The 24665-nt window shown below is 72.6% G+C and carries 21 protein-coding genes and 2 tRNA genes; 19 read left to right on the top strand and 4 right to left on the bottom strand.

What is annotated here, in order from left to right; genetic code table 11:
- Positions 1-53 precede the first annotated feature (53 nt).
- Positions 54-1184, bottom strand: a complete 1131-nt coding sequence (locus tag ACIRPP_RS23865) for a M48 family metallopeptidase (RefSeq protein ID WP_403646319.1) — start codon at positions 1182-1184, stop codon at positions 54-56.
- A 321-nt stretch (positions 1185-1505) separates the two neighbouring features.
- Between ACIRPP_RS23865 and ACIRPP_RS23860 the strand changes: the two genes are divergently transcribed.
- From ACIRPP_RS23860 to ACIRPP_RS23820, 9 genes are all read left to right on the top strand, one after another.
- Positions 1506-1670, top strand: a complete 165-nt coding sequence (locus ACIRPP_RS23860; protein WP_403646316.1) for a hypothetical protein — start codon at positions 1506-1508, stop codon at positions 1668-1670.
- A gap of 71 nt (positions 1671-1741) precedes the next feature.
- Positions 1742-2455, top strand: coding sequence for a nicotinate-nucleotide adenylyltransferase (gene nadD, locus ACIRPP_RS23855; protein ID WP_164344093.1), 714 nt, complete (start codon positions 1742-1744; stop codon positions 2453-2455).
- Between the two features lie 16 nt (positions 2456-2471).
- Positions 2472-4307, top strand: coding sequence for a LytR C-terminal domain-containing protein (locus ACIRPP_RS23850; protein ID WP_403646313.1), 1836 nt, complete (start codon positions 2472-2474; stop codon positions 4305-4307).
- A 108-nt stretch (positions 4308-4415) separates the two neighbouring features.
- Entirely contained in the window at positions 4416-4874 is a 459-nt protein-coding gene (gene rsfS / locus ACIRPP_RS23845) for a ribosome silencing factor (RefSeq protein WP_164332949.1), read from the top strand.
- Positions 4871-5542, top strand: coding sequence for a histidine phosphatase family protein (locus tag ACIRPP_RS23840; protein WP_403646310.1), 672 nt, complete (start codon positions 4871-4873; stop codon positions 5540-5542). The genes rsfS and ACIRPP_RS23840 overlap by 4 nt, the downstream gene beginning before the upstream one ends.
- A gap of 128 nt (positions 5543-5670) precedes the next feature.
- A tRNA-Ala gene (locus ACIRPP_RS23835) sits at positions 5671-5743 on the top strand.
- 201 nt (positions 5744-5944) lie between these two features.
- Positions 5945-6118, top strand: coding sequence for a hypothetical protein (locus ACIRPP_RS23830; protein ID WP_192230482.1), 174 nt, complete (start codon positions 5945-5947; stop codon positions 6116-6118).
- A gap of 3 nt (positions 6119-6121) precedes the next feature.
- Positions 6122-6355 (top strand): hypothetical protein, encoded by a 234-nt coding sequence (locus ACIRPP_RS23825; protein ID WP_004931461.1) that lies wholly within the window; start codon positions 6122-6124, stop codon positions 6353-6355.
- Between the two features lie 115 nt (positions 6356-6470).
- A tRNA-Ala gene (locus tag ACIRPP_RS23820) sits at positions 6471-6543 on the top strand.
- A 116-nt stretch (positions 6544-6659) separates the two neighbouring features.
- On the opposite strand, the gene ACIRPP_RS23815 is transcribed toward ACIRPP_RS23820, so the two are convergent.
- Together ACIRPP_RS23815 and ACIRPP_RS23810 are read right to left on the bottom strand one after the other, a co-directional pair.
- On the bottom strand, positions 6660-8270 hold the full coding sequence (locus ACIRPP_RS23815; RefSeq protein WP_403646307.1) for an NADH-ubiquinone oxidoreductase-F iron-sulfur binding region domain-containing protein: 1611 nt from the start codon (positions 8268-8270) through the stop codon (positions 6660-6662).
- Positions 8267-9529, bottom strand: a complete 1263-nt coding sequence (locus tag ACIRPP_RS23810) for a cytochrome b/b6 domain-containing protein (RefSeq protein WP_403646304.1) — start codon at positions 9527-9529, stop codon at positions 8267-8269. Before ACIRPP_RS23810 ends, ACIRPP_RS23815 begins: the two co-directional genes overlap by 4 nt.
- 525 nt (positions 9530-10054) lie before the next feature.
- Here ACIRPP_RS23810 and leuS point away from each other — a divergent pair.
- The 9 genes from leuS to ACIRPP_RS23765 all read left to right on the top strand — a co-directional run bounded on the left by leuS (position 10055) and on the right by ACIRPP_RS23765 (position 21858).
- Positions 10055-12928, top strand: a complete 2874-nt coding sequence (gene leuS, locus ACIRPP_RS23805) for a leucine--tRNA ligase (RefSeq protein WP_403646301.1) — start codon at positions 10055-10057, stop codon at positions 12926-12928.
- 278 nt (positions 12929-13206) lie between these two features.
- Complete coding sequence (locus ACIRPP_RS23800) at positions 13207-13959, top strand: hypothetical protein (RefSeq protein WP_403646298.1); 753 nt, start codon at positions 13207-13209, stop codon at positions 13957-13959.
- A 72-nt stretch (positions 13960-14031) separates the two neighbouring features.
- On the top strand, positions 14032-14877 hold the full coding sequence (locus ACIRPP_RS23795) for a DegV family protein (RefSeq protein ID WP_403646295.1): 846 nt from the start codon (positions 14032-14034) through the stop codon (positions 14875-14877).
- Between the two features lie 690 nt (positions 14878-15567).
- Complete coding sequence (locus ACIRPP_RS23790; RefSeq protein WP_403646292.1) at positions 15568-16374, top strand: helix-hairpin-helix domain-containing protein; 807 nt, start codon at positions 15568-15570, stop codon at positions 16372-16374.
- Complete coding sequence (locus tag ACIRPP_RS23785) at positions 16371-18962, top strand: ComEC/Rec2 family competence protein (RefSeq protein ID WP_403646290.1); 2592 nt, start codon at positions 16371-16373, stop codon at positions 18960-18962. The genes ACIRPP_RS23790 and ACIRPP_RS23785 overlap by 4 nt, the downstream gene beginning before the upstream one ends.
- A 75-nt stretch (positions 18963-19037) precedes the next feature.
- Positions 19038-19880: an arylamine N-acetyltransferase gene (locus ACIRPP_RS23780; protein ID WP_403646287.1), complete on the top strand. Its 843-nt coding sequence runs from the start codon at positions 19038-19040 to the stop codon at positions 19878-19880.
- 24 nt (positions 19881-19904) lie between these two features.
- Positions 19905-20150 carry a hypothetical protein gene (locus tag ACIRPP_RS23775; RefSeq protein ID WP_403646285.1) on the top strand — a complete coding sequence of 82 codons (246 nt, stop codon included), beginning with the start codon at positions 19905-19907 and terminating at the stop codon, positions 20148-20150.
- Positions 20151-20288: 138 nt separating this feature from the next.
- Positions 20289-21278 carry a DNA polymerase III subunit delta gene (gene holA, locus ACIRPP_RS23770; protein WP_403646282.1) on the top strand — a complete coding sequence of 330 codons (990 nt, stop codon included), beginning with the start codon at positions 20289-20291 and terminating at the stop codon, positions 21276-21278.
- A 184-nt stretch (positions 21279-21462) separates the two neighbouring features.
- Positions 21463-21858, top strand: coding sequence for a nuclear transport factor 2 family protein (locus ACIRPP_RS23765; protein WP_403646279.1), 396 nt, complete (start codon positions 21463-21465; stop codon positions 21856-21858).
- A 301-nt stretch (positions 21859-22159) separates the two neighbouring features.
- Here the strand turns inward: ACIRPP_RS23765 and rpsT are convergent, their stop codons facing one another.
- On the bottom strand, positions 22160-22426 hold the full coding sequence (rpsT, locus tag ACIRPP_RS23760; protein WP_164334931.1) for a 30S ribosomal protein S20: 267 nt from the start codon (positions 22424-22426) through the stop codon (positions 22160-22162).
- Positions 22427-22693: 267 nt separating this feature from the next.
- Here rpsT and lepA point away from each other — a divergent pair, with 267 nt between their 5' ends.
- On the top strand, positions 22694-24562 hold the full coding sequence (gene lepA / locus ACIRPP_RS23755; RefSeq protein WP_403646275.1) for a translation elongation factor 4: 1869 nt from the start codon (positions 22694-22696) through the stop codon (positions 24560-24562).
- Positions 24563-24665 lie beyond the last annotated feature (103 nt).

The following is a 24665-nucleotide window of genomic DNA, read 5'->3' as shown; positions in this document are numbered from 1 at the left end:
GCCGGGGCACCCGCCCCGGCGTCCGGCACAGCGCGCTCACCGCGCCCGGCGGCTCAGGTGTCGTCGCGCGGCGGGCGGCCGCCGTCCCCGTCGCCGGTGCCGGCCGGGCCGGTGCCGTCCGGGCCGCGCGTGCTCTTCGAGCCCCCGGCGGCGAAGCCGCCGAAGCCGCGGCGGACACGGTCGCCCAGGTCACCGGCGCCGCCCGCGATGTCGTTGACCAGCTTCATCAGCGGGTCCTTGGAGTTCCTCACCTCGCCGGCGTAGCTGCTCGCCGACTCCCGCCAGGAGTCCCGCACCGAGGCGTCCTTGTCCTCCTCGCGGCGCGGGTAGTGACCGTCCATGATCCGCTGGAAGTCGCGGGAGGCCTCCCACTTCTTCAGCTCGGCGGCCCGCACGGTCGTGAAGGGGTGCGAGCGCGGCAGCACGTTGAGGATCTTCAGCACGGAGTCGCGCAGATCGCCCGAGGCCTCGTACTCGTCGGCCTGCTCCAGGAACGCGTCCACGTTCATCTCGTGCAGGTGGTTGCCGCCCGCGATCTTCATCAGGCCGCGCATGGACGCCGTCAGGTCCTGGCCGACCAGCAGCCCCGCCCGGTCCGCGGACAGCTCCGACTTGCGGAACCACTCGCGCAGCGCCGTCACGATCGCCATGATCGCGATGTTGCCCAGCGGGATCCAGGCCACCCGGACCGCCAGCGACGTCAGGAACAGCAGGATGGTCCGGTACACGGCGTGCCCGGACAGGGCGTGCCCGACCTCGTGGCCGACGACCGCCCGCATCTCCTCCTCATCGAGCAGCTCGACGAGTCCCGTGGTCACCACGATGATCGGCTCGTCCAGGCCGATGCACATGGCGTTCGGGTTCGGGTCCTGCTTGACGTACATCGGCGGGACCTTCTCCAGGTCCAGGATGTAGCAGGCGTCCCGCAGCATGTCGTTGAGGTGCGCGAACTGCCGGTCGGAGACCCGCACCGAATCGGACAGGAACAGCAGCCGGAGACTGCGCTCGGGCAGCAGACCGCTCAGGGCCTTGAAGACGGTGTCGAAACCGGTCAGCTTGCGCAGCGCCACCAGGGCGGAGCGGTCGGCCGGGTGTTCGTAGGCACGCGAGGAGATCCCGGGGAAGCGCCTGCGCTGCCTGCTCGGCACGCTCTCGTGCCCGTTGTGCTGATGGCCGTCGGACATCTTTCCCCCAGTGCGTCTGGATGACTCGTGCGGATCCCGTACCGCCGTGTGTCCTGCGAGGCGGACCCCAGCCTAGGCGGAGTCGGCGCGACGGGGCAGTGCGGCCGGGCGGACAGCCGGCCGGACCGCGCCGGGACGCACACGGACACCACCGGGCTCCAGGCAGAAGGACGACACAGGCCCCGCAATGGTTGCCCGCCGGGCCCGCCGGGGGCGCGTCGCCGCACCGCAACGGCGGAGTCGGGGTGATCGTCGGGAAGGCCCCCGCTTACGATGTCCGGACGTCCTTATCCCGCCCACACGCGATAGGTCCTGCCGAAGATGAGCTTCCACAGCGCCGCTGCCCAGTTGGTCACTCTCGCCGCCGAGGGCGGAGAGCACAGCGGCAACCACGAAAGTCTGAACCCCTACCTCGCCGGCGGCGGAGCCCTGGTCGCGCTCCTGCTGCTGCTGTGGATCACCACCCGCTTCAACCGGGACCGCTGAGGCCCGTCGACGGCCGTCGCCGCGAAGGGCCCGGCCGGGGCATCGGGGCCGGGCCGGTAGGGTCTGCTCGCATGGAGCAGGACATGCCTACCGGCCCGGCGGACGGCACGGCCGGTGAGACGACACGCGGCGACGGCGGGCGGAGCCCCGCGCTCCGCCGCGCTGCCGGCGGCCCGGGCAGCGGCCCGGCCGGACAGGGCAAGCGCCGTCTGGGTGTCATGGGCGGCACCTTCGACCCGATCCACCACGGCCACCTCGTGGCGGCCAGCGAGGTCGCCGCGCGCTTCCACCTCGACGAGGTGGTCTTCGTGCCCACCGGCCAGCCGTGGCAGAAGAGCCACCGGACGGTCTCCGCGGCGGAGGACCGCTACCTGATGACGGTCGTCGCCACCGTCGAGAACCCGCAGTTCTCCGTGAGCCGCATCGACATCGACCGCGGCGGCCCCACCTACACCGTGGACACGCTGCGCGACCTGCGCGCGCTCAACCCGGACACGGACCTGTTCTTCATCACCGGCGCCGACGCCCTCGCGCAGATCCTCACCTGGCGCGACAGCGAGGAACTGTTCTCCCTGGCGCACTTCATCGGCGTCACCCGGCCCGGCCACCACCTCAGTGACGCCGGGCTCCCCGAGGGCGGGGTCTCCCTCGTCGAGGTGCCCGCCCTCGCCATCTCCTCCACGGACTGCCGTGCGAGAGTCGCCAAGGGAGACCCCGTCTGGTACCTGGTGCCGGACGGAGTCGTGCGCTACATCGCCAAGCGCGAGCTGTATCGCGGCGAGTGAGCGGGAAGGGGCACCGGTGAACGACGGATACGACGCGGGGTACGGGGGCGGCGCGCCCTACGAGCTCGTCGGCTACGACGCGTACGGGCAGCCGGTCTACCGGCAGGTCCCGGTCCAGCAGGCCCCCCAGCAGCCGCCCGCCCACGACCCGTACGGCTCCTACGACCCCTACCAGCAGCAGGCCGGCGTCCCGCAGCCCCCGCACCCGCAGCAGGACCCGCAGGGGTACGGCTACGACCCGTACACCACCGGCGCCGGGCAGCACGCACCGGCGTACGACCCCTACGACCCCTACGGCACCGGGCAGCAGCCGCCCGCCCACGACCCGTACGGCGCCTACGACCCCTACGGCCAGGCCACCGCCCCGGGCGGCGGCACGGCCGCCCCGTACGACCCCTACGGGGAGACCTACGCGCAGAGCGGCACCGGACAGCAGCCCCGGGCCGCCGGGCAGCGGGCCCACATCCCGCAGCAGGCCCGCCCGGTGGACGACGAGGACGCGCCGGCCCCGGACGGCGGGGGGCCGGAGTACCACGGCGGACCGGAGCACGGCGGCGAAGCCGAGTACGACGGCGAACCTGAGTACCGCACCGAGCAGTTCGCCTTCGTCGAGGAGCCGGACGGTGACTCCGAGGACGTCATCGACTGGCTGAAGTTCACCGAGAACCGCACCGAGCGCCGCGAGGAGGCCCGGCGCCGCGCCCGCAGCCGCATCATCGCCCTCACCGTCGTGTTCGCCCTGGTCGTCGCCGGCGGCGTCGGCTACCTCTGGTACGCCGGGAAGCTGCCCGGCCTGTCCGGCTCCGGCTCCGGCACCGGCACCACCACGGCGGCCGGGGCGCAGAAGCGGGACGTGATCGTCGTCCACCTGCACGACACCAAGAAGGGCGGCACCGCCACCGCGCTGCTCGTCGACAACACCACCACCAAGCAGGGCACCACCGTCCTGCTGCCCAACTCGCTCGCCCTGACCGCGGACGACGGCACCACCACCACGCTCGCCAAGTCCGTCGAGGACGACGGCTCCGGCGGCACCCGTAGCGCGCTCGACGCGGTCCTCGGCACCGACATCGAGGGCACCTGGCGCCTCGACACCCCCTACCTGCAGAACCTCGTCGACCTGGTCGGCAACATCGACATCGACACGAACACCGACGTGCCCGACCCCGCCGCCAAGAAGAAGGGCACGGCGCCCCTGGTCCGCAAGGGCAGCAGCCAGACCCTCAGCGGCAAGACGGCCGTCGCCTACGCCACCCACCGCGCCTCCGGCGAGGGCCAGAACGCTCAGCTGGAACGGTTCGGCCAGGTCATGCAGGGCGTGCTGCGCAAGATGACCTCCGACCCGGACGCGGCGACGCTCACCATCCAGACGCTGGGGCAGATCATCGAGCCGCCGCTGACCGACAAGGACCTCGGCTCCTTCCTGGCCCGGCTCTCCGACCTCGCCAAGGGCGGCGACCACAAGACCGCCCTGCTGCCCGTCGAGGACGACGGCACGCTCAGCGCCGAGGCGAGCGACGGCGTGGTCAAGAAGGTCCTCGGCGGCACCGCCAAGAGCCCCGACCAGGACGCGGCGGTCAGCGTCTCGGTGCGCAACGCCACCGGCGTCAAGGACAACACCGAAAAGGCCCGCGTGGTGCTCCTCAACGGCGGTTTCACCTTCCTGGAGGGCGGCACCGCGAGCGCCGAGGCGACGTCCGAGGTGGTCTACGCGAACGCCGCCGACAAGGAGAACGCCGCCGAGGTCGCCAAGACCCTGGGGCTGCCCGCCTCCGCCGTGACCAAGGGCAAGATTTCCGCCAACGCCCGTGTCGCGGTCGTTCTCGGCCAGGACTACGACCCCGGGTCGTAGTCCGGCCGGCCGGGCGCGCACCCCTGTGATCACGGACAATGGCGTGGGGTGCGCGGGGCGGTCCGTGAGACCCTGGGGGTCAACAGACCGCCTACCGAAAGCCTTGTAGTGACCGCTACCGACCGTTCCGTCCAGCTCGTCACCACCGCCGCCCAGGCGGCCGCCGACAAGCTGGCGCACGACATCGTCGCCTACGACGTCAGTGACGTGCTGTCCATCACCGACGCGTTCCTGCTCGCGTCCGCCCCCAACGACCGCCAGGTCAAGTCGATCGTCGACGAGATCGAGGAGCGGCTGGCCAAGGAGCTCGACGCCAAGCCCGTGCGCCGCGAGGGCGACCGCGAGGCCCGCTGGGTGCTGCTCGATTACGTCGACATCGTCGTCCACGTCCAGCACAGCGAGGAGCGGGTCTTCTACGCCCTGGAGCGGCTGTGGAAGGACTGCCCCGAGCTGGAGCTGCCCGCCGACGCCGTGGCCTCCCGCGGCAAGGCCGCCGAGCACGCCCGGCAGCTGGAGGCCGAGGCGGCCGCCGCCGAGGCCGCGGAGCCGGGTGGTGAGTGGCGGTGAGCGCCGCCCCCGAGGCCGCCGGCCGGACCGGCCGGCGGGGCCGCCGCATCATCCTGTGGCGGCACGGCCAGACGTCCTGGAACGTGGAACGCCGCTTCCAGGGCAGCACCGACGTGGAGCTCACCGAGACCGGTGTGTCCCAGGCCCGCCGTGCGGCCCGGCTGCTGGCGGGTCTGAAGCCGGACGCGATCGTCGCCTCCGACCTGAAGCGGGCCGCGGCGACCGCGAGCGAGCTCGCCGCGCTCACCGGCCTGCCGGTGACCCACGACGAGGCCCTGCGGGAGACCTACGCGGGCGCCTGGCAGGGGCTCACGCACGACGAGATCATCGCCCGCCACGGCGACGAGTACCGCGCGTGGAAGCGCGGTGAGCCGGTCCGCCGGGGCGGTGGCGAGCTGGAGACCGAGGTCGCCGACCGCGCCGCTCCCGTGGTGCTGCGGCACGCGGAGAAGCTGCCGGAGGACGGCACGCTCGTCGTGGTCAGCCACGGCGGCACCATCCGCACCACCATCGGCCGGCTCCTCGGTCTCGACCCGCACCACTGGGAGGGCCTGGGCGGTCTCACCAACTGCTGCTGGTCCGTCCTCGGCGAGGGTGCCCGCGGCTGGCGCCTGCTGGAGCACAACGCCGGCACGCTGCCGGAACCGGTGCTCGGCGACGACGACTGACGTTCCGGGACGCCCCCGGCGCGGCCCGGGGCCCGGATTTCACTTTCCGGCAGGTCGCAGGCTAAAGTTCTTCTTGTTCGCCCCGCCGAGCGGGGCGAAACACCATGTGAGCCGATCACATGGGGCAAGGGGCTATAGCTCAGTTGGTAGAGCGCCTGCATGGCATGCAGGAGGTCAGGAGTTCAATTCTCCTTAGCTCCACACGACGAAGATCCCGTCCTCCGCGCGAGGGCGGGATTTTTCGTCACCCGCGCTTGAGCAGGAACGCTCCGCCGGGCGTATACCTCTGCGAGGCGCCGAGCCGTGTCCCGAACGGTACCCCGGCGTCGCTGACCGTATTGGCCCGGTCGTGGCAGAATCAAACGGCCGGAAGGGGGCGCGGCCCGACGGGAGGGAGTTGCGATGCCTGCGAGCATCTTCGAGGAGGTCGACCACCTCCTCGGAGCGGCGGTGACCCGACGTACCGCCACCCGCTTCAGCTGCCCTTCCTGCGGTTCCGCGCACGTCGCCCAGGTCCTCGGGGACAACGGTGGCATCTCCTACGTGTGCACGGCCTGCGGCCACAGCTGGAGCTGAACGATGGGTGCACACAGGCGGAAGTGCGACTGGTGCGGCAGCGGGACGCCGATCGTACGCGACATGGAGCCGATCAATCCCGAGTACCAGTACTGGTGCGAGGAGTGCGCGCGGGCGCTGATCATAAAGGGCGACCCCATCGAGACCTACCGGGAACTCGAGGGCGAACCGATCTACGGCCGGCTGCTCGAGGAACACTGCACGCTGAAGCGGTTCTACTCGTTCGTCACGGCATGAGACCGCAGAGGGCATTTCGGGCATAGCCGAGCGAAGTGAAACCGATTTGGTGTTGGCCCGGGTGGACCGTGTAAAGTTGGCGTCGCCGCCGGGGAGACCGGGCGGCGCGGAACGCGGGGCTATAGCTCAGTTGGTAGAGCGCCTGCATGGCATGCAGGAGGTCAGGAGTTCAATTCTCCTTAGCTCCACAGAAGAAGGCGGATCATCCGGGAGGATGGTCCGCCTTCGGCGTTGTGTGCGGGACCGATGGCCCAGCGGGCCGGAGCCGGCCGAGCGGCCCGGAGCCGTGGCCCCGGGCCCGGTCTCAGCGGCCCAGGGCGCGCCGGCCCCGCCCCTGGGAGAGCACCGGCAGGTTGCGCGAGGGCGCCTTGGCCCGGGGTGCCTCGTCCTCGATGCGCAGCGCCAGCGCCGGGCAACGGCGCACCGCCCGCAGGGCCTTGGCCTCCGCGAACCGCGGGACCTCCGCCTTCGCCACGGTCGGGAAGCCGTCCGCGCCGAGCTGGAACACCTCGGGGAGGATGTCCGCGCACAGGCCGTGGCCCCGGCACAGCGTCCAGTCCACGTAGATCGTCTGGCGGCTGGGGCCGTTCTCCTCGCCTCCGCCGCCCGGGATGCCCGTAGGGGCCCTGCCGCCCTCGAAGAGCGGCAGGACGCCCGCCACGGGCCGTCCGCAGCCGTTGCCGAGGACGTGGGCGGCGAGGTCGTCGGTGAACGCCTTGACGGTGGACTCCAGGAACATGGCGGAGCCGTCCGGGTGCGAGCACGCGCCGCGCCGCTTCACGTTCTTGGCGACCTGCTTGACGGCCTCCAGGGCGGCCGGGCCGCCCCCGTTGAGGATGTCCTCCAGGCCCCGCGCGGCGGCCGGCAGTCCCAGGTAGCAGGGGCCGCACTGCCCGGCGCTCTCCTCGGCCAGCCACTTCGCCACCATCAGCGACTCGCCCAGCGGGCAGGTGTCCTGACTGATCGGCAGGATCGCCCCGGCGCCCAGCGAACCGCCCACCGCGTCCAGGGAGTTGCGGGAGACGATCGCCTCGTTGACGGTGGCCGCGTCGATCCACTTGCCGTGGTACCCGCCGGTCAGCACGCCCTGCGGCACCGGGGGCGCCCCGGCCAGCTGCAGCACGTAACGCAGCGGCACGCCGGTGGGCACCTCGACCACCATCGGGCGGGCCACCGCCCCCGACACCGTCAGCATGACGGTGCCGGGCTCGTCGTACAGGCCGGTGTTGCCGTAGCGCTCCGGGCCGATGCGGGCCGCGATGGCGAGCTGGGCGAACGTCTCGGCGTTGGACAGCAGGGTGGGGGCGCCGCCGACGCCGTTCTTCGAGGCGCTGGTCTTGCGGCCCGGCGGGATGGCCGGCCCGCCGTCGATCGAGCGGATCAGGGAGGCGGCGGCCCCGGTGACCATCCGCACCGGGTTGCGCTGCACGCGGGCGCGCAGCGCCGACCGCCGCCCGTTGCTCAGGCCGCGTTCGGCGAGCGCGGCCTCCATGGAGCGCTGGGTGGACTCCCGGGTGACCCCCACCACGAGCGTGCGGGCCCCCATGGCCTCGGCGCACAACAGCGCGCCGTCCAGGATCAGGTGCGGGGCACGGTTGATCATCACCGTGTCCTTGCGGCAGGCCGGTTCGTCCTCACTGCCGTTGACGACGACGACCGGCCGGACACCGCGCTTGATCGCCGTCTCGGCGACCGAGCGCAGCTTCTTGTGGAAGGGGAAGCCCGCGCCGCCGCGCCCCCTGAGGTTGATGCGTTCGGCGAGCTGGGCGAGTTGTTCGCCGCCCATGGGTTCGAGCGGCCCGTGCACTTTGAGGTGCATCTGGAGGTCGAGCCGGTCGACAAGGTCGAAGCCCGACGTGAGCTGGGGAAGGCCGACGACGCGGACTTCGGGGACGTCGGGCAGGGCCTCGTTCACTTAAAGCCTCCGGAAGGCGTGTTCCAAGGTTCGCCCGATCCCGGTGCGTCGAAGTCGTAGGTCGACGACGGCGACGCACCGGGGCGTGTTTCAGTGGCGGGACCGCTGTTGTACGTGTCATCCGGGTTGTACGTGCCGTAGAGGCCGTTCGTCTCACCGGTGTCGTACACATCACGTGAACCGTACGGTGCCGCGGGCGAATTGTCGTAGGTGGGGATGTTGTATCCGGTGTCCTGGAGCGGGTCGTAGGCCGACGGCGGGGCCTCGCCGACGGGCGGCGGGGACGGGATCGGCCAGCTGCCGGACGTGCTGGAGGCCCCGTCGACGCGCGGGACCGCCTCCGTCGGCTGGAGGTCCGGCGGCAGTTCCATGCGGGCGGTCTGGTCCGCGGCGAACGGCTGCTGGGGCGCGGCGGGCGCCGACACCGCGCGGTAGGCGGCGGCGAAGCCGCTCGCCGGTTCCGGCGCGGGCCGTTCGGCGGTCTCGTACAGCGGACCGGAGGGGCCGGGCGCCCCGGTGAAGGCGGGCGGCGTCGCGCCGCGCGGCCGGGACTCGCGGGGGGTGTCGTAGCCGGCGAGCGCGTTCTCGGCGGTCCGGGAGCGGCTCTCCTCCAGCCGGTCCCGGCCGCTCTGCTGGTCCAGGCCGGCGACCAGGCCGGACAGCCGGTCGGCGATCTTGCGCTTGACCGGGCGCGGGGAGGCGCGCAGGACCAGGGCGGTCATGACGCCGAGCACGGACAGGCCGTAGAGGATCAGGAAGACCGGCTTGGCCGCGCGACCCGCGTAGAGCCCGTGCACGAGGGCGGCGCACCAGGCCGGATAGGCCAGCATGTGCATGGCCCGCCAGCGGGCGGCGACCGGGGCCGGGGTGGCGAAGCGGTTGCGCAGGATGCCGGTGATGCCCACGAAGATCATCAGGAAGCCGGCCAGGGTGCCCAGGCCGATCAGGAAACTTCTCCCCATGACGGCCTCGTCGTCGGTGAGGGCCAGCCCGAAGGGGATCACCGCCGCGATCCAGGAGACGTGGTCCTGGCCGATCTTGATGCCGATGTGCACCAGCAGGAAGACGATCGAGGCGACCGCCGTCGTCCGGTGCACCGCCTGGGCCAGGATCCGCTGGCGGGGGCCGAGCAGGATCCGGTCCTGGGCCACGAGCCCCCAGATCACCGAGCAGCTCAGGCAGACCAGCGACAGGACGCCGACACCGAAGCTCAGGAACTCGGCGAGCCAGTCGTCCGCGGTGCTGTCGTGCGGGTTCATGACGCACCTCCCGGCGTCATGACTCGGAGCGGGCACAGCGGAGCCGCAGCCGACCTGCCCCGTGCGGGGGGTGGGCTGCTGTCTGGGCGACGGTTCATGGGGCAACTCCGAGGTATCGGTAAAGCGGTCCCGGGCCGAACTCTAAGCCCGGTCGTACCGATCAGTACGAGGTTTGAGTTATTGCGCTGTTACCAAAGGATCATCCGCTCGTTGTAATGCCCTTTAGTGTCTGTTACGCGAAGTAACCTTTGACCGAAATTCAGTCAACAGGCCGCGGCGCCCGCTCTCCGGAGGCCCCCGGCGGTCCGCGCGGCGTCCGTAACGGCGTCGCGACGCGCTCCGCGCCTGCGGTATTCTTGCGCCATGCGTGCCGTACGCCTCCTGCTTAGCGAGCCGCGCTGATCAGTCCCGACCGCCATCGACGGACGGTCGGAATCGGCGCGGCGTCCCCTCCTGTGCGAGGGGTTTTTTCATTTCCGGCAGCCGCAGGCGCAGGCAGAGACGATCGATGGAGCTTTGAGGATCATGAGCGAGACGAACCCCGCGGCCGCGGAGGCCGCGCCGTACCGCTACACGGCCGCCCTGGCCGCCGAGATCGAGGCACGCTGGCAGGACTTCTGGGACGCCGAGGGCACCTACGCCGCGCCCAACCCCAAGGGCGACCTGGCCGGTGACCCGGAGCTGGCCGCCCGGCCCAAGAAGTTCATCATGGACATGTTCCCGTACCCCTCCGGCGCGGGACTGCACGTCGGCCACCCCCTGGGCTACATCGCCACCGACGTCTACGCCCGCTTCCAGCGCATGACCGGGCACAACGTCCTGCACACGCTGGGCTTCGACGCCTTCGGCCTGCCCGCCGAGCAGTACGCCGTGCAGACCGGCACGCACCCGCGCGTGTCCACCGAGGCCAACATCGAGAACATGACGTCCCAGCTGCGCCGGCTGGGCCTGGGCCACGACAAGCGCCGGTCGTTCGCCACGATCGACCCGGACTACTACAAGTGGACCCAGTGGATCTTCCTGCAGATCTTCAACTCCTGGTACGACGAGGACGCCCGCCGGGCCCGCCCGATCGCCGAACTGGTCGAGCAGTTCGCCTCCGGTGAGCGCCCCGTGCCCGGCACCGACCGTGCCTGGGACGACCTGAGCGAGGCCGAGCGCGCCGAGGTCCTGGGCGAGTACCGGCTGGCCTACGCCTCCGACGCGCCGGTCAACTGGTGCCCCGGCCTGGGCACCGTCCTGGCCAACGAGGAGGTCACCGCCGAGGGCCGCTCCGAGCGCGGCAACTTCCCCGTCTTCAAGGCGAAGCTGCGCCAGTGGAACATGCGGATCACGGCCTACGCCGACCGCCTGCTGGACGACCTGGACGCCCTGGACTGGCCCGAGGCCATCAAGCTGCAGCAGCGCAACTGGATCGGCCGCTCCGAGGGCGCCCGCGTCGACTTCCCCATCGACGGCGAGAACATCACCGTCTTCACCACCCGCCCCGACACCCTGTTCGGCGCCACCTACATGGTGCTGGCGCCCGAGCACCCGCTGGTGGAGAAGTTCACCCCGGCCGCCTGGCCCGAGGGCACCCACGACGTGTGGACCGGCGGCCACGCCACCCCCGCCGAGGCCGTCGCCGCCTACCGCGCGCAGGCCGCCTCCAAGTCCGACGTGGAGCGGCAGGCCGAGGCCAAGGACAAGACCGGCGTCTTCACCGGCGCCTACGCCGTCAACCCGGTCAACGGCGAGCGGGTGCCCGTCTTCATCGCCGACTACGTCCTGATGGGCTACGGCACCGGCGCGATCATGGCCGTCCCCGCGCACGACTCCCGCGACTTCGCCTTCGCGCGCGCCTTCGAACTGCCCATCGTCTGCGTGGTGGAGCCCACCGACGGCCGCGGCACCGACCCGGCGGCCTGGGACGACGCCTTCGCCTCCTACGACGCGAAGGTCATCAACTCCACCGGCGACGGCGTCACCCTGGACGGCCTGGGCGTCACCGAGGCCAAGGCCCGCATCACCGAGTGGCTGGAGCGCGAGGGCCACGGCGAGGGCACCGTCAACTTCCGCCTGCGCGACTGGCTGTTCAGCCGCCAGCGCTACTGGGGCGAGCCCTTCCCCATCGTCTACGACGAGGACGGCGTCGCCCACGCCCTGCCCGAGTCGATGCTGCCGCTGGAGCTGCCCGAGGTCGAGGACTACTCGCCGCGCACCTTCGACCCGGACGACGCCGACACCCAGCCCGAGACGCCGCTGTCGCGCAACGAGGACTGGGTGAACGTCACCCTGGACCTGGGCGACGGCCGCGGCCCGCGCCGCTTCCGCCGCGAGACCAACACCATGCCCAACTGGGCCGGTTCCTGCTGGTACGAGCTGCGCTACCTGGACCCGCACAACTCCGAGAAGCTGGTCGACCCGGAGATCGAGCAGTACTGGATGGGCCCGCGCGAGGGCATGCCGCACGGCGGCGTCGACCTGTACGTCGGCGGCGCCGAACACGCCGTGCTGCACCTGCTGTACGCCCGCTTCTGGTCCAAGGTGCTGTACGACCTGGGCCACATTTCCTCGGCCGAGCCGTTCCACAAGCTGTTCAACCAGGGCATGATCCAGGCCTACGTCTACCGCGACAGCCGCGGCATCGCGGTGCCCGCCGCCGAGGTGGAGGAGCGTGACGGCGCCTACTGGTACCAGGGCGAGAAGGTCTCCCGGCTGCTGGGCAAGATGGGCAAGTCCCTGAAGAACGCGGTCACTCCGGACGAGATCTGCGCCGAGTACGGTGCCGACACCCTGCGTCTGTACGAGATGGCGATGGGCCCGCTGGACGTCTCCCGGCCGTGGGACACCCGCGCCGTGGTCGGCCAGTTCCGTCTGCTGCAGCGGCTGTGGCGCAACGTGGTCGACGAGACCACCGGCGACCTGACCGTGGTCGACGCGGAGCCCGACGAGGACACCCTGCGCGCCCTGCACAAGGCCATCGACGGCGTCCGCCAGGACCTGGAGGGCCTGCGCTTCAACACCGCCATCGCCAAGGTCACCGAGCTGAACAACCACCTGACCAAGGCCGACGGCGCCGTACCGCGGTCCGTCGCCGAGGCCCTGGTGCTGCTGACCGCGCCGCTGGCCCCGCACATCGCCGAGGAACTGTGGCGCAAGCTGGGCCACACCGACTCGGTCGTCCACCAGGACTTCCCGGTCGCCGACCCGGCCTACGTCGTCGACGAGACCGTGACCTGCGTCGTCCAGGTCAAGGGCAAGGTCAAGGCCCGCCTTGAGGTGTCCCCGGGCATCTCCGAGGACGAGCTGGAGAAGGCCGCGCTGGCCGACGAGAAGGTCGTGGCCGCGCTGAACGGCGCCGGCATCCGCAAGGTCATCGTGCGGGCGCCGAAGCTGGTGAACATCGTTCCGGCGTGACGGCTCCGGCCGGCGGCGGCGACCGGCCGTGAGGGGCCGTGACCTTCACGGTGCACGGTGACGGTGTGCGGTGATGGTGCGCCGTGACGGTGCGCGGTGATGGTGCGCCGAGACGGTGCGCGGTGATGGTGCGCCGTGAGGATCGGCGCTTTCGGGGTAGTCCCCTACGGGCAGGTTCGGGGTTCGGACGGAACTCCGGACCTGCCCGTTGCGTTTACCGTTGAAGAGCGGCGCGGAGCGCGCCGGCAACAGGCCGAAGGGCCCGGAGGAGGAGCCTCGTGGAAGCAGTGATCGCAGTGCTCGCCCTGCTTTTCGTGCTCTTCGTGGTACTCGGTGCCTACGCCACCGTGAAGGTGGTGGGCGCCGCCAAGCGCAGTGCCGACCGCCACATCACCCAGGCCCGCCGCACCGTCGAGGACCACACCCTCAAGGCCAAGGCGCTCGGCCGCCCCGGCCCCGCCGGCGAGATCGCCCAGCTCCGCCTGAAGCTGCGCACCTCCATGCGGGCCACGCAGGAGGCGCTGGAGACCGCCGCCACCGAGGACGGGTCCGTCAAGGAGTCCCTCGGCCTCTTCGAGCGGCTCAGCGCACACGGCCGCGAACTGGACGACGAACTCCGCCGCCTGGAGTCCGACCCCGACCGCGCCACCCTCGCCTCCCGCCTGCCCGACCTGCGCGAGCGCACCGAGCGCATCACCCACTCCGCGGACTCCCTGCGCTGGGCGGCCCGCGACCGCGCCCGCCGCTTCGCGGACGACGACCTGGACTCGCTGAGCGCCCAGATCGACATGGAGGCCGGCGCGCTGCGGCACTGGACGACCACCGACCAGCCCACCGCCCCGACCGCTCCGCCCCGCGACGGAACACCGGCCGCCGACACCCCCACCACCCGGCCGACCTGGCCGGACGCCGCGGGACAGACCGCCGCGCGGCAGCCCGAGGCCGAACCGGCCCGGCCCGCCATCACCCCGCCCGCGCCGCGCCCCGTCCACCCCTGGCAGAAGAAGGCCCGCCCCGAGAGCACGACTTGATCCGGACACGGCCGCGCCCGGCGCCCCGGCCCGGGCTGCCCTCAGGGCACTACGGCAGGTAACCTCCAGCTCATGTCCCGCCATGTCGCGATCGTCACCGATTCAACGGCCTACCTTCCGGCCCGGACGATGGAGCGGCATCGCATCACGGCGGTACCCCTGACCGTGGTCCTCGGCGACCAGGCCCTGGAAGAGGGCACGGAGATCTCCACACGATCCCTCGCCCAGGCACTGCAGAAGCGCCGACCGGTCACGACCTCGCGGCCCGGCCCCGAGGTCTTCGACGCGGCCTACCGCAAGGTCGCCGAGTCCGGCGCCGACGGCATCGTCTCCCTGCACCTGTCCGCCGAGCTGTCCGGCACCCACGACGCCGCCGTCGTCGCGGCCCGCCGGGCCCCCGTCCCGGTACGCGTGGTGGACACCGGCATGATCGCGATGGCGCTGGGCTTCTGCGCCCTGGCCGCGGCCGAGACCGCCGAGGCCGGCGGCACGGTGGACGAGGCGGTCACCGCAGCGGAGAAACGCGCGGCGGGCACGGCCGCCTACTTCTACGTCGACACCCTCGACTACTTGCGCCGCGGCGGCCGCATCGGCGCGGCCCAGGCCCTGCTCGGCTCGGCCCTCGCCGTGAAGCCGCTGCTGCAGCTCGTGGGAGGCCGGATCGAGCCCCTGGAGAAGGTGCGCACGGCCTCCAAGGCCATCGCCCGCCTGGAGGAGATCGCCGCCGAACGGGCGGGCGGCGCCGAGGTCGACGTCGCCGTCCACCATCTCGCCGCCCCGGAGCGTGCCACTGCCCTCGCCGACCGGCTCCGGGACCGGCTGCCCGGCCTGGCCGACCTTCACGTCAGCGAGGTGGGCGCGGTGATCGGGGCGCACACGGGGCCGGGGCTGCTGGGGGTCGTCGTCTCGTCGCGGTGAGGGGCCGTGCGCTGTGGTTGACCGCTCGGGTTCCGTTCGGGTGACGGGGTTTTCCACAACCGGTCGGTAGTCCACGGGATTTGAGCAAGATCATCGCGAATCGGCCGGGTGTCCGATGCTCCTCGCATGGCACTTCGATCACGTTCACGCACGGCGGCGGCGAGCAGCGGTCCCGGCCGGGGCACGACGTCCGATGGCCGGGTCCGGCACGGTGGCCCCGCCGGTCCCGGCCGTCGGGGCGCACGGGGACGGCACAGCTACCGGCCTTCGGACCGCACGGCCTCGGCCGTCCTGCTCCGCCGGCGCGCGGAGACGCTGTTCGGTGAGGGGGAGGCGCGGGGCAGGGGTGTCAAGGGCGATGACGGCGGAGCCGTGGGCGGCGGGAGCGGTGACGGTCGGGCCGCGGGATGCGTTCCGTCGGGTGCGTTGGCTGCGGGTGCGCCGGCGGACGGGCCGTCGGCCGGGGTCGTAGGCGCCACCGGAGGAAGGCCGGGGCCGGCGCCGAGGCGCGTCCCGCGCTGGGCGGTGGCCACGGCGACGGATGCCGGTCCGCGCACGGACAGTGCCGCGAGCGCGGGCCACGGTGCACGCCCGGGAGCGCGTACCGGTGCGCACGCGGCTGCGGCTGCGGATGCGGATGCGCGGGCCGATGCGCACCCCAGGGCAGGGCGGGCCCGGGACCTCGACCCGATGGTCAGGCACCCGGATCCTCTGACGACCGCAGCGCCCGACGAGGAGGCTGACGCCCCCCAGCGCGGTGAGCGGTTCGGACTCGCCCTGCGGGAGCGGCTGCCGTTGTGGGTCCGCACCCGCTGCGGACTGGAGCGGCGCAATGTGATCGCGCTGACGGTGGTGTGCGTGATCGCCGTGGCCTTCGCCGCTCACCACTTCTGGTCCGGGCGGACCCAGCCGGTGCGGGCACCGGAGGTACTGCGGGCCGCCTCGCCGCATCCGTCGGCAGGGGAGAGCGGGGCAGGGGACGCGGAGGCCGGGCCGGGTGCCGTCTCCGGTGCTCAGCCGCCCGCCGGCTCCGCGGGCCCCGGGATCCTGGTCGACGTCTCCGGCAAGGTCCGCGATCCGGGCGTGCACCGGCTGCCCGCCGGGGCCAGGGTCGAGGACGCGCTGCGCGCGGCGGGCGGGGTACGGCCGGGCACGAAGACGGACGGGCTGAACCGGGCCAGGTTCCTGGTGGACGGGGAGCAGGTGGTGGTCGGGGGCCCGGCGCCCCCGGCCGGCGCGGCGGGCACGGCCGGCGGCGCCGCCGGTGCAGGCAGCCCAGGTGGCCCGGCGGGCGCAGGACCCGTGACGCCCGTGTCGCTCAACACCGCCACCGCGGACCAGCTCGACACCCTGCCCGGCGTCGGCCCCGTGCTGGCGCAGCACATCATCGACTACCGCACCCGCCACGGCGGCTTCCGCTCGATCGACGAACTCCGCGAGGTCAACGGCATCGGCGACCGCCGCTTCGCGGACCTGCGGGACCTGGTCCGGCCATGAGGCACCCCGTTCACGCCGCCTCCGGGCACCGCCTCGGCGCGTCCCACCCGCGGCAGGAGGCACCGGCCGACCTCCGCCTCGTCGTTCCCGCACTCGCCGTCTGGGCCACGGCCGCGCTCACCCTGCACGCCACGCCCGGCCGGGTGGCGGCGGTGGCGGTGCTCGCCGGCACGGGTGCGGGCGTCCTCCTCCTGCTGCACCGCAGCCGACGGGACGAAGACGGCGCAACCACCCGAGCAGACCGGGGCGGCTCCGTCCCCACCGAGGGCCGGATCACCGCCGCCGCCGCGCTGCTCGGCATCGCCACGGCCGCCGTGGCGGCCGGTCTGCACGGCGCCGACCTGCGGCGCGGCCCGGTCCCGGCCCTGGCGCGGGAGTACGCGCGGGTGACGGCGGAGGTGGAGATCACCGCCGACCCCCGGCGCGCCCGACCGAGCCCCGGCGGTGGCGGCTTCACCCCGCCCTCCCTCCTCATCGAGGCCGACGTGCGGACGGTGGAGCGGGCGGGCGAAGCCCCCGTCGAGGTCCGCACCCCGGTCCTGGTGATCGTCGACGACCGCTCCACCGGACGCGACGGCGTCGCCCCCGCCCGGGCACACCCGGAACCTGAAGCCTCCCCCTGGCTCGCGCTCCTGCCCTCCACCCGGTTACGGGTCGAGGCACGCCTCACGCCGACGACGTCCGGCGACCGGTTCGCCGCCGTGCTGAGGACCAAGGGCGCCGGCGGGCCGGAGGTCGTGGGGGAACCGTCGGGAGCGCAACGGCTGGCGGGAAGACTCCGCGCCGGACTGCGCGAGGCCACCGACGACCTGCCCGCCGACGCCCGCGCCCTGCTGCCCGGGCTGGTCGTGGGCGACACCGCCCGGGTCCCCCCGGACCTCGACGAGGCGTTCCGGGAGACGGACCTCACCCACACGCTGGCGGTGTCCGGGGCCAACTTCACGATCCTCCTCGCCCTGTTCCTGGGTCCTCCCGGCCTCGCGCAGCAGGCCGAGCGGCGCGGACTCGCGCCTCGCATCGGCCTGACCCTGCGGGGGACGGCGGTGCTCGGCGGGGCGCTCTCGCTCGCCTTCGTGATCGTGTGCCGCCCCGACCCGAGCGTCCTGCGGGCCGCCGCCTGCGGGTCGGTGGCCCTGCTCGCGCTCGCCACCGGCCGCCGCAGATCGCTGATCCCGGCGCTGGCCGCGGCGGTCCTGCTGCTGGTCCTGTACGACCCGTGGCTGTCGCGCAGTTACGGCTTCCTGCTCTCCGTCCTGGCCACCGGCGCGCTGCTCACCCTGGCCCCTCGCTGGAGCGCGGGACTGCGGCAGCGGGGTCTGCCGCCCCGGCTCGCCGAGGCGCTGGCCGCCGCCCTCGCCGCGCAGGCGGTGTGCGCACCGGTGGTCGTCGTGCTGTCGGCCCGGGTGAGTCTGGTGGCGGTGCCGTGCAACCTCCTCGCCGAGGCCGCGCTCGCCCCGGCCACCGTGCTGGGCTTCCTGGCCCTGGCCGCCGCCCCGGTCGCCATGCCGGCGGCGAAGGCGGCGGCCTGGTGCGCCGGCTGGCCCGCCGAGTGGATCGCGGGCATCGCCCGCACCGGGGCGGCGCTGCCCGGGGCGGGGGTGGACTGGCCGGGCAGCTGGGCCGGGGCGGCCCTCCTCGCCGTGGTCACCCTGGCCGTGCTGCTCGTCGGCCGACGGCTGCTGCGGCACCCGTGGTGGTGCGGGCTGTGCGCGCTGCTGCTGGTCCTGGTGGTGGTGCGCCCGCCCCCGCTGGCCCGGGTGATCACCGGTTGGCCGCCGCCGGGCTGGCGGATGGTCATGTGCGACGTGGGCCAGGGCGACGCGCTGGTGCTGGCGGCGGGTGAGGACACCGCGGTGGTCGTGGACACCGGCCCCGACCCGGCCGGCGTGGACCGCTGCCTGCGCTCCCTGGGCATCACCAGGATCCCGCTGGTCGTCCTCACCCACTTCCACGCCGACCATGTGGCGGGCCTGCCCGGAGTGCTGCGCGGGCGCTCGGTCGGTGCGATCGAGACCACGGGGCTGGCGGAGCCCGCCGGGCAGGCCGCGTTCGTCCGCCGGCTCGCTGCCGCCGCCCGCATCCCGGTGACCCGGGCCGTCACCGGAGAGCGGCGGCGCGCGGGCGGCGGCCTGTCCTGGGAAGTGCTCTGGCCCCCGCCGGACGCTCCAGCGGCCCCACCAGGGCAGCCCTTCCCGCCCTTGGCACCGGCACCCGTGCCCGAGGGGCCGAACGACGCGAGCGTCGCCCTCCTCGTCCGCACCGGCGGCCTGCGCCTGCTGCTGCTCGGCGACCTCGAACCCCCGGCCCAGCGTGCCCTGGTGAGGTCTCCGGCCGCAGGCTCCCTGGCCGACGTCGACGTCCTGAAGGTCGCGCATCACGGCTCGGCCCACCAGGACCCGGGCCTGCTGCGCCGAGCGGCGCCGAGGCTGGCCCTGATCAGCGCGGGCCAGGACAACCCGTACGGGCACCCGGCCCCGCGCACGGTCGCCGCACTGAGGGCGGGCGGGGCAACGGTCCTGAGCACCGACCGGGACGGGGACCTGGCGGTGGTGGGGGCAGGGGAGGGGCTGATGGCGGTGCGGAGTTGAGGGGTGCGCGGCGAGGCGGCAGTGGATCCGGCGGACCGGTGTCCGCAGGCCGTCGGCCCGCGCAAGACTGAGGGCATGGACGCGACCCGGATCGATGCCTACCTGTCCCGCCTCGGCGCCGAGCGCCCCGCACGGCCCACCTCGCAGGCGCTGCGCGAGCTGCATCTGCGGCACCTGCGGACCGTGCCGTTCGAGAATCTCTCGCTGCACCTCGGCGAGGAGATCGTGCTGGACGAGAAGCGTCTGGTCGACAAGGTGGTGGGAGCCCGGCGGGGCGGGTTCTGCTACGAACTCAACGGGGCCTTCGGGGCGTTGCTCGCAGCCCTCGGCTACGACGTGACCCTGATGGCGGCCCGGGTGCACGGGGACGGGGGCCGGCTCGGCATCCCGTACGACCATCTCGCGCTGCGGGTGCGGACGGTGGACGGCGGTGACTGGCTGGCCGACGTCGGGTTCGGGGCGCACTGCCATCTGCCGCTGGCCTTCCAGGACCGGGGGGACCAGGCCGACCCCGGGGGCACCTTCCGGATCGCCGTGGCGGCACCGGACGCGGCCGGGGTGCGGGGCGGGCACGGTGAGGTGCCGGACGCCGCGGACCTGGACGTGAGTGTGGACGGGCGGCCGGTGTACCGGCTGGAGATGCGGCCGCGGGCCCTCGGCGACTTCACGGCCGGGGTGTGGTGGCACAGCACCTCGCCCGTCTCCCATTTCACCCGCTTCCTGGTCTGCTCCCGGGTGACCGACGACGGCGGGCGGATCACCCTCAGCGGCAGACGGCTCACGGTCACCGCCCCGGACGGTGCCCGCCAGGAGCGCGCCCTGGAGCGGGACGAGGAGGTGCTCGCGGTGTACCGGACCCGGTTCGGGATCGAGCTGGAGGCGGTGCCGGAGGTGCGGGGGACCGGGCCGAACGGCTGACCCCGGTGCCGGACAATGGCTCGCGTGAGCGATGTACGACATGTGCTGGTGCTGCCCGACCGGGATGCCGCGGAGGAGGTCGTGGAGGTCTTGGGGGAGCGGTTCCGGATCGACGAGGAGCCGCTCGTCGTCCGGGACGCGCTGGCGGGTGAGGACGATGCCGAGGACGCCCAGTGGCTGGTCGTCCTCCGCGACGAGAAGGGCGTGCTGAATCCCGGGGAGCTGGATGCCTTCGCCGGTGAGTGGGAGGGCTGGCGGGAGGAGCCGTAGGGGCGGTGGGTTCGTCTTTCCGGGGTCGGAGCCGTAGGGGCGGCGGGTTCGTCTCTCCGGGGCCGGAGCCGTAGGGGCGGCGAGCCTGTCTCCCCGGGCCGCCCCTCGTTGTCGGTGGTGCGTGGGATGCTGGTCGCGATGGCCAGGAAGAACGCATCCGACGACCCCCTCGCCCCGGTGACGCTTGCCGTGGGCCAGGAGGACCTGCTGCTGGACCGCGCCGTGCGGGAGGTGGTGGCCGCCGCGAAGGCCGCCGACGCCGACACGGACGTGCGGGACCTCAGCTCCGACCAGCTCCAGCCGGGCACGCTCGCCGAGCTGACCAGCCCGTCGCTGTTCGCCGAGCGCAAGGTCGTGGTCGTGCGCAACGCGCAGGATCTGTCGGCGGACACCGTCAAGGACGTGAAGGCGTACCTCGGGGCACCCGCCGAGGAGATCACGCTGGTCCTGCTGCACGCGGGCGGTGCCAAGGGCAAGGGCCTGCTGGACGCGGCGCGCAAGGCGGGGGCGCGGGAGGTGGCGTGCCCGAAGATGACCAAGCCGGCCGACCGGCTGGCGTTCGTGCGGGGCGAGTTCCGCACCGCCGGGCGGTCCGCCACCCCGGAGGCATGCCAGACCCTGGTCGACGCCATCGGCAGCGACCTGCGGGAGCTCGCGTCGGCGGTGTCCCAGCTGGCCGCCGACGTCGAGGGCACCATCGACGAGGAAGTGGTCGGCCGGTACTACACGGGCCGGGCGGAGGCGTCCAGCTTCACCGTCGCCGACCGCGCTGTCGAGGGACGGGTGGCGGACGCGCTGGAGGCGCTGCGCTGGTCGTTGTCGACGGGCGTGGCCCCGGTGCTGATCACCAGCGCGCTCGCGCAGGGCGTGCGGGCCATCGGCAAGCTGTCGGCGGCGCGCGGCGGCCGGCCGGCCGACCTGGCCCGGGAGCTGGGCATGCCGCCGTGGAAGATCGACCGGGTGCGGCAGCAGGCGCGGGGCTGGACGCCGGACGGCGTGGCGGTGGCGCTGCGCGCGGTGGCCGAGGCGGACGCCGGGGTCAAGGGCGCCGGGGACGACCCGGAGTACGCGCTGGAGAAGGCGGTCGTCACCATCGCCCGCGCGGCCCGGTCCCGCGGCCGGGCCTGACGCGGAGGACCGCCCGGGCTCCCCCCGGCTTCCCCCGGGCTCTCGCGGCGGACCCCTTCCTGGCTCTCCCGGCGGAGCCCGGCCCGCGGCGCACCGTGATCGAGTCGCCCCGGGCGCGGTGAGGAGGAGAATCGGGTGCATCAGCCGTCACTCGCCCAGGCAAACCGGAGAGGTGGCGATCGTCATGGCTGAACACCCGCACGCACAGCTCGTCCGCAAGGGCTACGAGGCTTTCACCCGGGGTGACATGGACACCCTGCGCACCTTGATGGCGGCGGACTGCACACACCACGTACCCGGCAGCCACGCCCTGTCGGGCGACTTCAAGGGCCAGGACGCGATCATCGAGATGTACGGGCGGCTCGCCGAGGAGACCGGCGGGACGCTCGACGTCGGGATGGAGCACATCCTCGTCGACGGCCGGGGCCACGCGGTGGCCGTCCACCGCTTCCGGGCCGAGCGGCAGGGCCGCAGGATCGACGAGGCCGGTTGCATCGTTTTCCGCATCGTCGGCGACAAGATCACCGACCTCGACGAGTGCGTGGAGGACATCGACACGGCCAACGAGTTCTGGTCGTAGAGCCGGTCGCCGCCCCCGCCCCATGATCCCTGGGAGCGCAGCCGACCCCGCCAAGCCGGAGGACACCGCCAAGCCCGAGGACCCGCCGAGCCGGAGGACCCCGCCGAGCCGAAGGACACCGCCGAGCCGAAGGACCCCGCCCGGTCCCCCGGGGAAGGGGGCGGACGGGGTCCTCCGGTGAAGCCGTTGAGCCCGTACCCGCGTGGCGAACGCAGGCCGCGTACGGGCTCGGGGTGCCGGTCGGGGGCGGATGAGAGAGGGCCCGCCCGGGGTCCTTCCGGCGATCAGATCAAAGAGTGGTTCAGCCCTTGACGGACGCGACCTTCTGCGCCAGCGCCGACTTCTTGTTGGCGGCCTGGTTCTTGTGGATGACGCCCTTGGAGACGGCCTTGTCGAGCTGACGCGCGGCGACGCGCTGGTACTCGGTGGCCTTCTCGACGTCACCCGCGGCAGCGGCCTCGCGGGCCTTGCGGATCGCGGTCTTCAGAGACGACTTGACGGCCTTGTTGCGCAGCCGCGCCTTCTCGTTGGTCTTGTTCCGCTTGATCTGGGACTTGATGTTCGCCACGAATGAGCCTCTACAGTTCTGGCACGGTGCCGTCCGGTGCCGCGGACATGCGGCGCCGCACGAATCCGTGCCGGGTGATTTTTTCAGACGTGCCTCGCGCTGAGAGGGCATGAGACACAGCCCCCCACACTAGCAGTGGCCCTTTCGGTGGCCCAAACCCGTTCCGGGTCGCCACCCGTGGGACCATGGAAGCTACGTAACGATCCGACCCGAGACCGCAGACGCACAAGCACACGTATGCGGACGCCTCAAGAATCAGGACCCTGCGTGCCCGCGATCCCTAGCCATGTGCCCGAGCCGAGCCGTACCGACCCGGCTCTGATCCGCAACTTCTGCATCATCGCGCACATCGACCACGGCAAGTCGACACTCGCCGACCGGATGCTCCAGCTGACCGGTGTGGTCGAGCAGCGGCAGATGCGCGCCCAGTACCTCGACCGCATGGACATCGAGCGCGAGCGCGGCATCACGATCAAGTCCCAGGCGGTGCGGCTGCCGTGGGCGCCGACCCACGACAAGAGCGCCACGCACATCCTCAACATGATCGACACCCCCGGGCACGTCGACTTCACGTACGAGGTGTCGCGCTCGCTCGCCGCCTGCGAGGGCACCATCCTCCTGGTGGACGCCGCGCAGGGCATCGAGGCGCAGACCCTCGCCAACCTGTACCTGGCGATGGAGAACGACCTCACCATCATCCCGGTGCTCAACAAGATCGACCTGCCGGCCGCGCAGCCCGAGAAGTTCGCCGAGGAGCTGGCCAACCTGGTCGGCTGCGACCCCGACGACGTCCTGCGGGTCTCCGCGAAGACCGGGCTGGGTGTCGAGACGCTGCTGGACAAGGTCGTCGCCGAGGTGCCCGCCCCGGTCGGCGTCAAGGACGCCCCCGCCCGCGCGATGATCTTCGACTCGGTCTACGACTCCTACCGCGGTGTCGTCACGTACGTGCGTGTCATGGACGGCCAGCTCAACAAGCGCGAGCGGATCCGGATGATGTCGACCGGCGCCACGCACGAGCTGCTGGAGATCGGTACCAACTCGCCCGAGATGCTCGCCTCCGACGGCCTCGGGGTCGGCGAGGTGGGCTACCTCATCACGGGTGTGAAGGACGTCCGCCAGTCGAAGGTCGGTGACACCGTCACCACCCAGCACAAGGGGGCCGAGGAGGCGCTCGGCGGCTACAAGGACCCCAAGCCCATGGTGTTCTCGGGTCTGTATCCGCTGGACGGCTCCGACTACCCCCTGCTGCGCGAGGCCCTGGACAAGCTCCAGCTCAACGACGCGGCCCTGGTCTACGAGCCGGAGACCTCCGCCGCCCTCGGCTTCGGTTTCCGTGTCGGTTTCCTCGGCCTGCTGCACCTGGACGTGATCCGCGAGCGGCTGGAGCGCGAGTTCGGGCTCGACCTGATCGCCACCGCGCCCAACGTGGTCTACCGGGTCCTCATGGAGGACGGCACCGAGCACACCGTCACCAACCCGAGCGAGTTCCCCGAGGGCAAGATCGACGAGGTGTACGAGCCGGTCGTGCGCGCCACGATCCTCGCGCCCAGCGAGTTCATCGGCGGGATCATGGAGCTGTGCCAGAACCGGCGCGGTGTCCTGCTCGGCATGGACTACCTCTCCGAGGACCGGGTGGAGATCCGCTACACCCTGCCGCTCGCGGAGATCGTCTTCGACTTCTTCGACCAGCTGAAGTCGAAGACCCGCGGCTACGCCTCCCTGGACTACGAGCCCACCGGTGAGCAGAGCTCCACCCTGGTGAAGGTCGACATCCTGCTGCACGGCGACAAGGTGGACGCGTTCTCCGCGATCACCCACAAGGACCAGGCGTACGCGTACGGCGTGCGGCTCGTCGCCAAGCTGAAGGAGCTGATCCCGCGGCAGGCGTTCGAGGTGCCCGTGCAGGCCGCCATCGGCTCGCGCGTGATCGCCCGCGAGACCATCCGCGCCATCCGCAAGGACGTGCTCGCCAAGTGCTACGGCGGTGACATCAGCCGTAAGCGCAAGCTGCTGGAGAAGCAGAAGGAGGGCAAGAAGCGCATGAAGATGGTGGGTTCCGTGGAGGTCCCGCAGGAGGCGTTCATCGCCGTGCTCTCCAGTGACGACGGCGGAGGCTCGGGCAAGGGCAAGAAGTAGCCCGGCGCCCGGTCCGGGGTTACTGCGGGTTACTACGCATATCGGGCGGAAAGCGGGCCCGTCGCACGCCAGTGCGGCGGGCCCCGCACGTCGAATGGGTAGC

It is taken from the genome of Streptomyces sp. NPDC101219, from assembly GCF_044767675.1.
In the GTDB taxonomy this organism is placed as follows: Bacteria; Actinomycetota; Actinomycetes; order Streptomycetales; family Streptomycetaceae; genus Streptomyces.
The sequence above is the reverse complement of the archived record's forward strand: the minus strand, read 5'-3'. Positions and strand labels throughout refer to the sequence as shown.

Bases quoted from the DNA above. Each gene is read 5' to 3' on its own strand.
- ACIRPP_RS23865 (WP_403646319.1), bottom strand. From the start codon at position 1,184: ATGTCCGACGGCCATCAGCACAACGGGCACGAGAGCGTGCCGAGCAGG.
- ACIRPP_RS23860 (WP_403646316.1), top strand. From the start codon at position 1,506: ATGAGCTTCCACAGCGCCGCTGCCCAGTTGGTCACTCTCGCCGCCGAG.
- nadD (WP_164344093.1), top strand. From the start codon at position 1,742: ATGGAGCAGGACATGCCTACCGGCCCGGCGGACGGCACGGCCGGTGAG.
- ACIRPP_RS23830 (WP_192230482.1), top strand. From the start codon at position 5,945: ATGCCTGCGAGCATCTTCGAGGAGGTCGACCACCTCCTCGGAGCGGCG.
- ACIRPP_RS23825 (WP_004931461.1), top strand. From the start codon at position 6,122: ATGGGTGCACACAGGCGGAAGTGCGACTGGTGCGGCAGCGGGACGCCG.
- ACIRPP_RS23810 (WP_403646304.1), bottom strand. From the start codon at position 9,529: ATGAACCCGCACGACAGCACCGCGGACGACTGGCTCGCCGAGTTCCTG.
- leuS (WP_403646301.1), top strand. From the start codon at position 10,055: ATGAGCGAGACGAACCCCGCGGCCGCGGAGGCCGCGCCGTACCGCTAC.
- ACIRPP_RS23795 (WP_403646295.1), top strand. From the start codon at position 14,032: ATGTCCCGCCATGTCGCGATCGTCACCGATTCAACGGCCTACCTTCCG.
- ACIRPP_RS23790 (WP_403646292.1), top strand. From the start codon at position 15,568: ATGGTCAGGCACCCGGATCCTCTGACGACCGCAGCGCCCGACGAGGAG.
- ACIRPP_RS23785 (WP_403646290.1), top strand. From the start codon at position 16,371: ATGAGGCACCCCGTTCACGCCGCCTCCGGGCACCGCCTCGGCGCGTCC.
- ACIRPP_RS23780 (WP_403646287.1), top strand. From the start codon at position 19,038: ATGGACGCGACCCGGATCGATGCCTACCTGTCCCGCCTCGGCGCCGAG.
- holA (WP_403646282.1), top strand. From the start codon at position 20,289: ATGGCCAGGAAGAACGCATCCGACGACCCCCTCGCCCCGGTGACGCTT.
- ACIRPP_RS23765 (WP_403646279.1), top strand. From the start codon at position 21,463: ATGGCTGAACACCCGCACGCACAGCTCGTCCGCAAGGGCTACGAGGCT.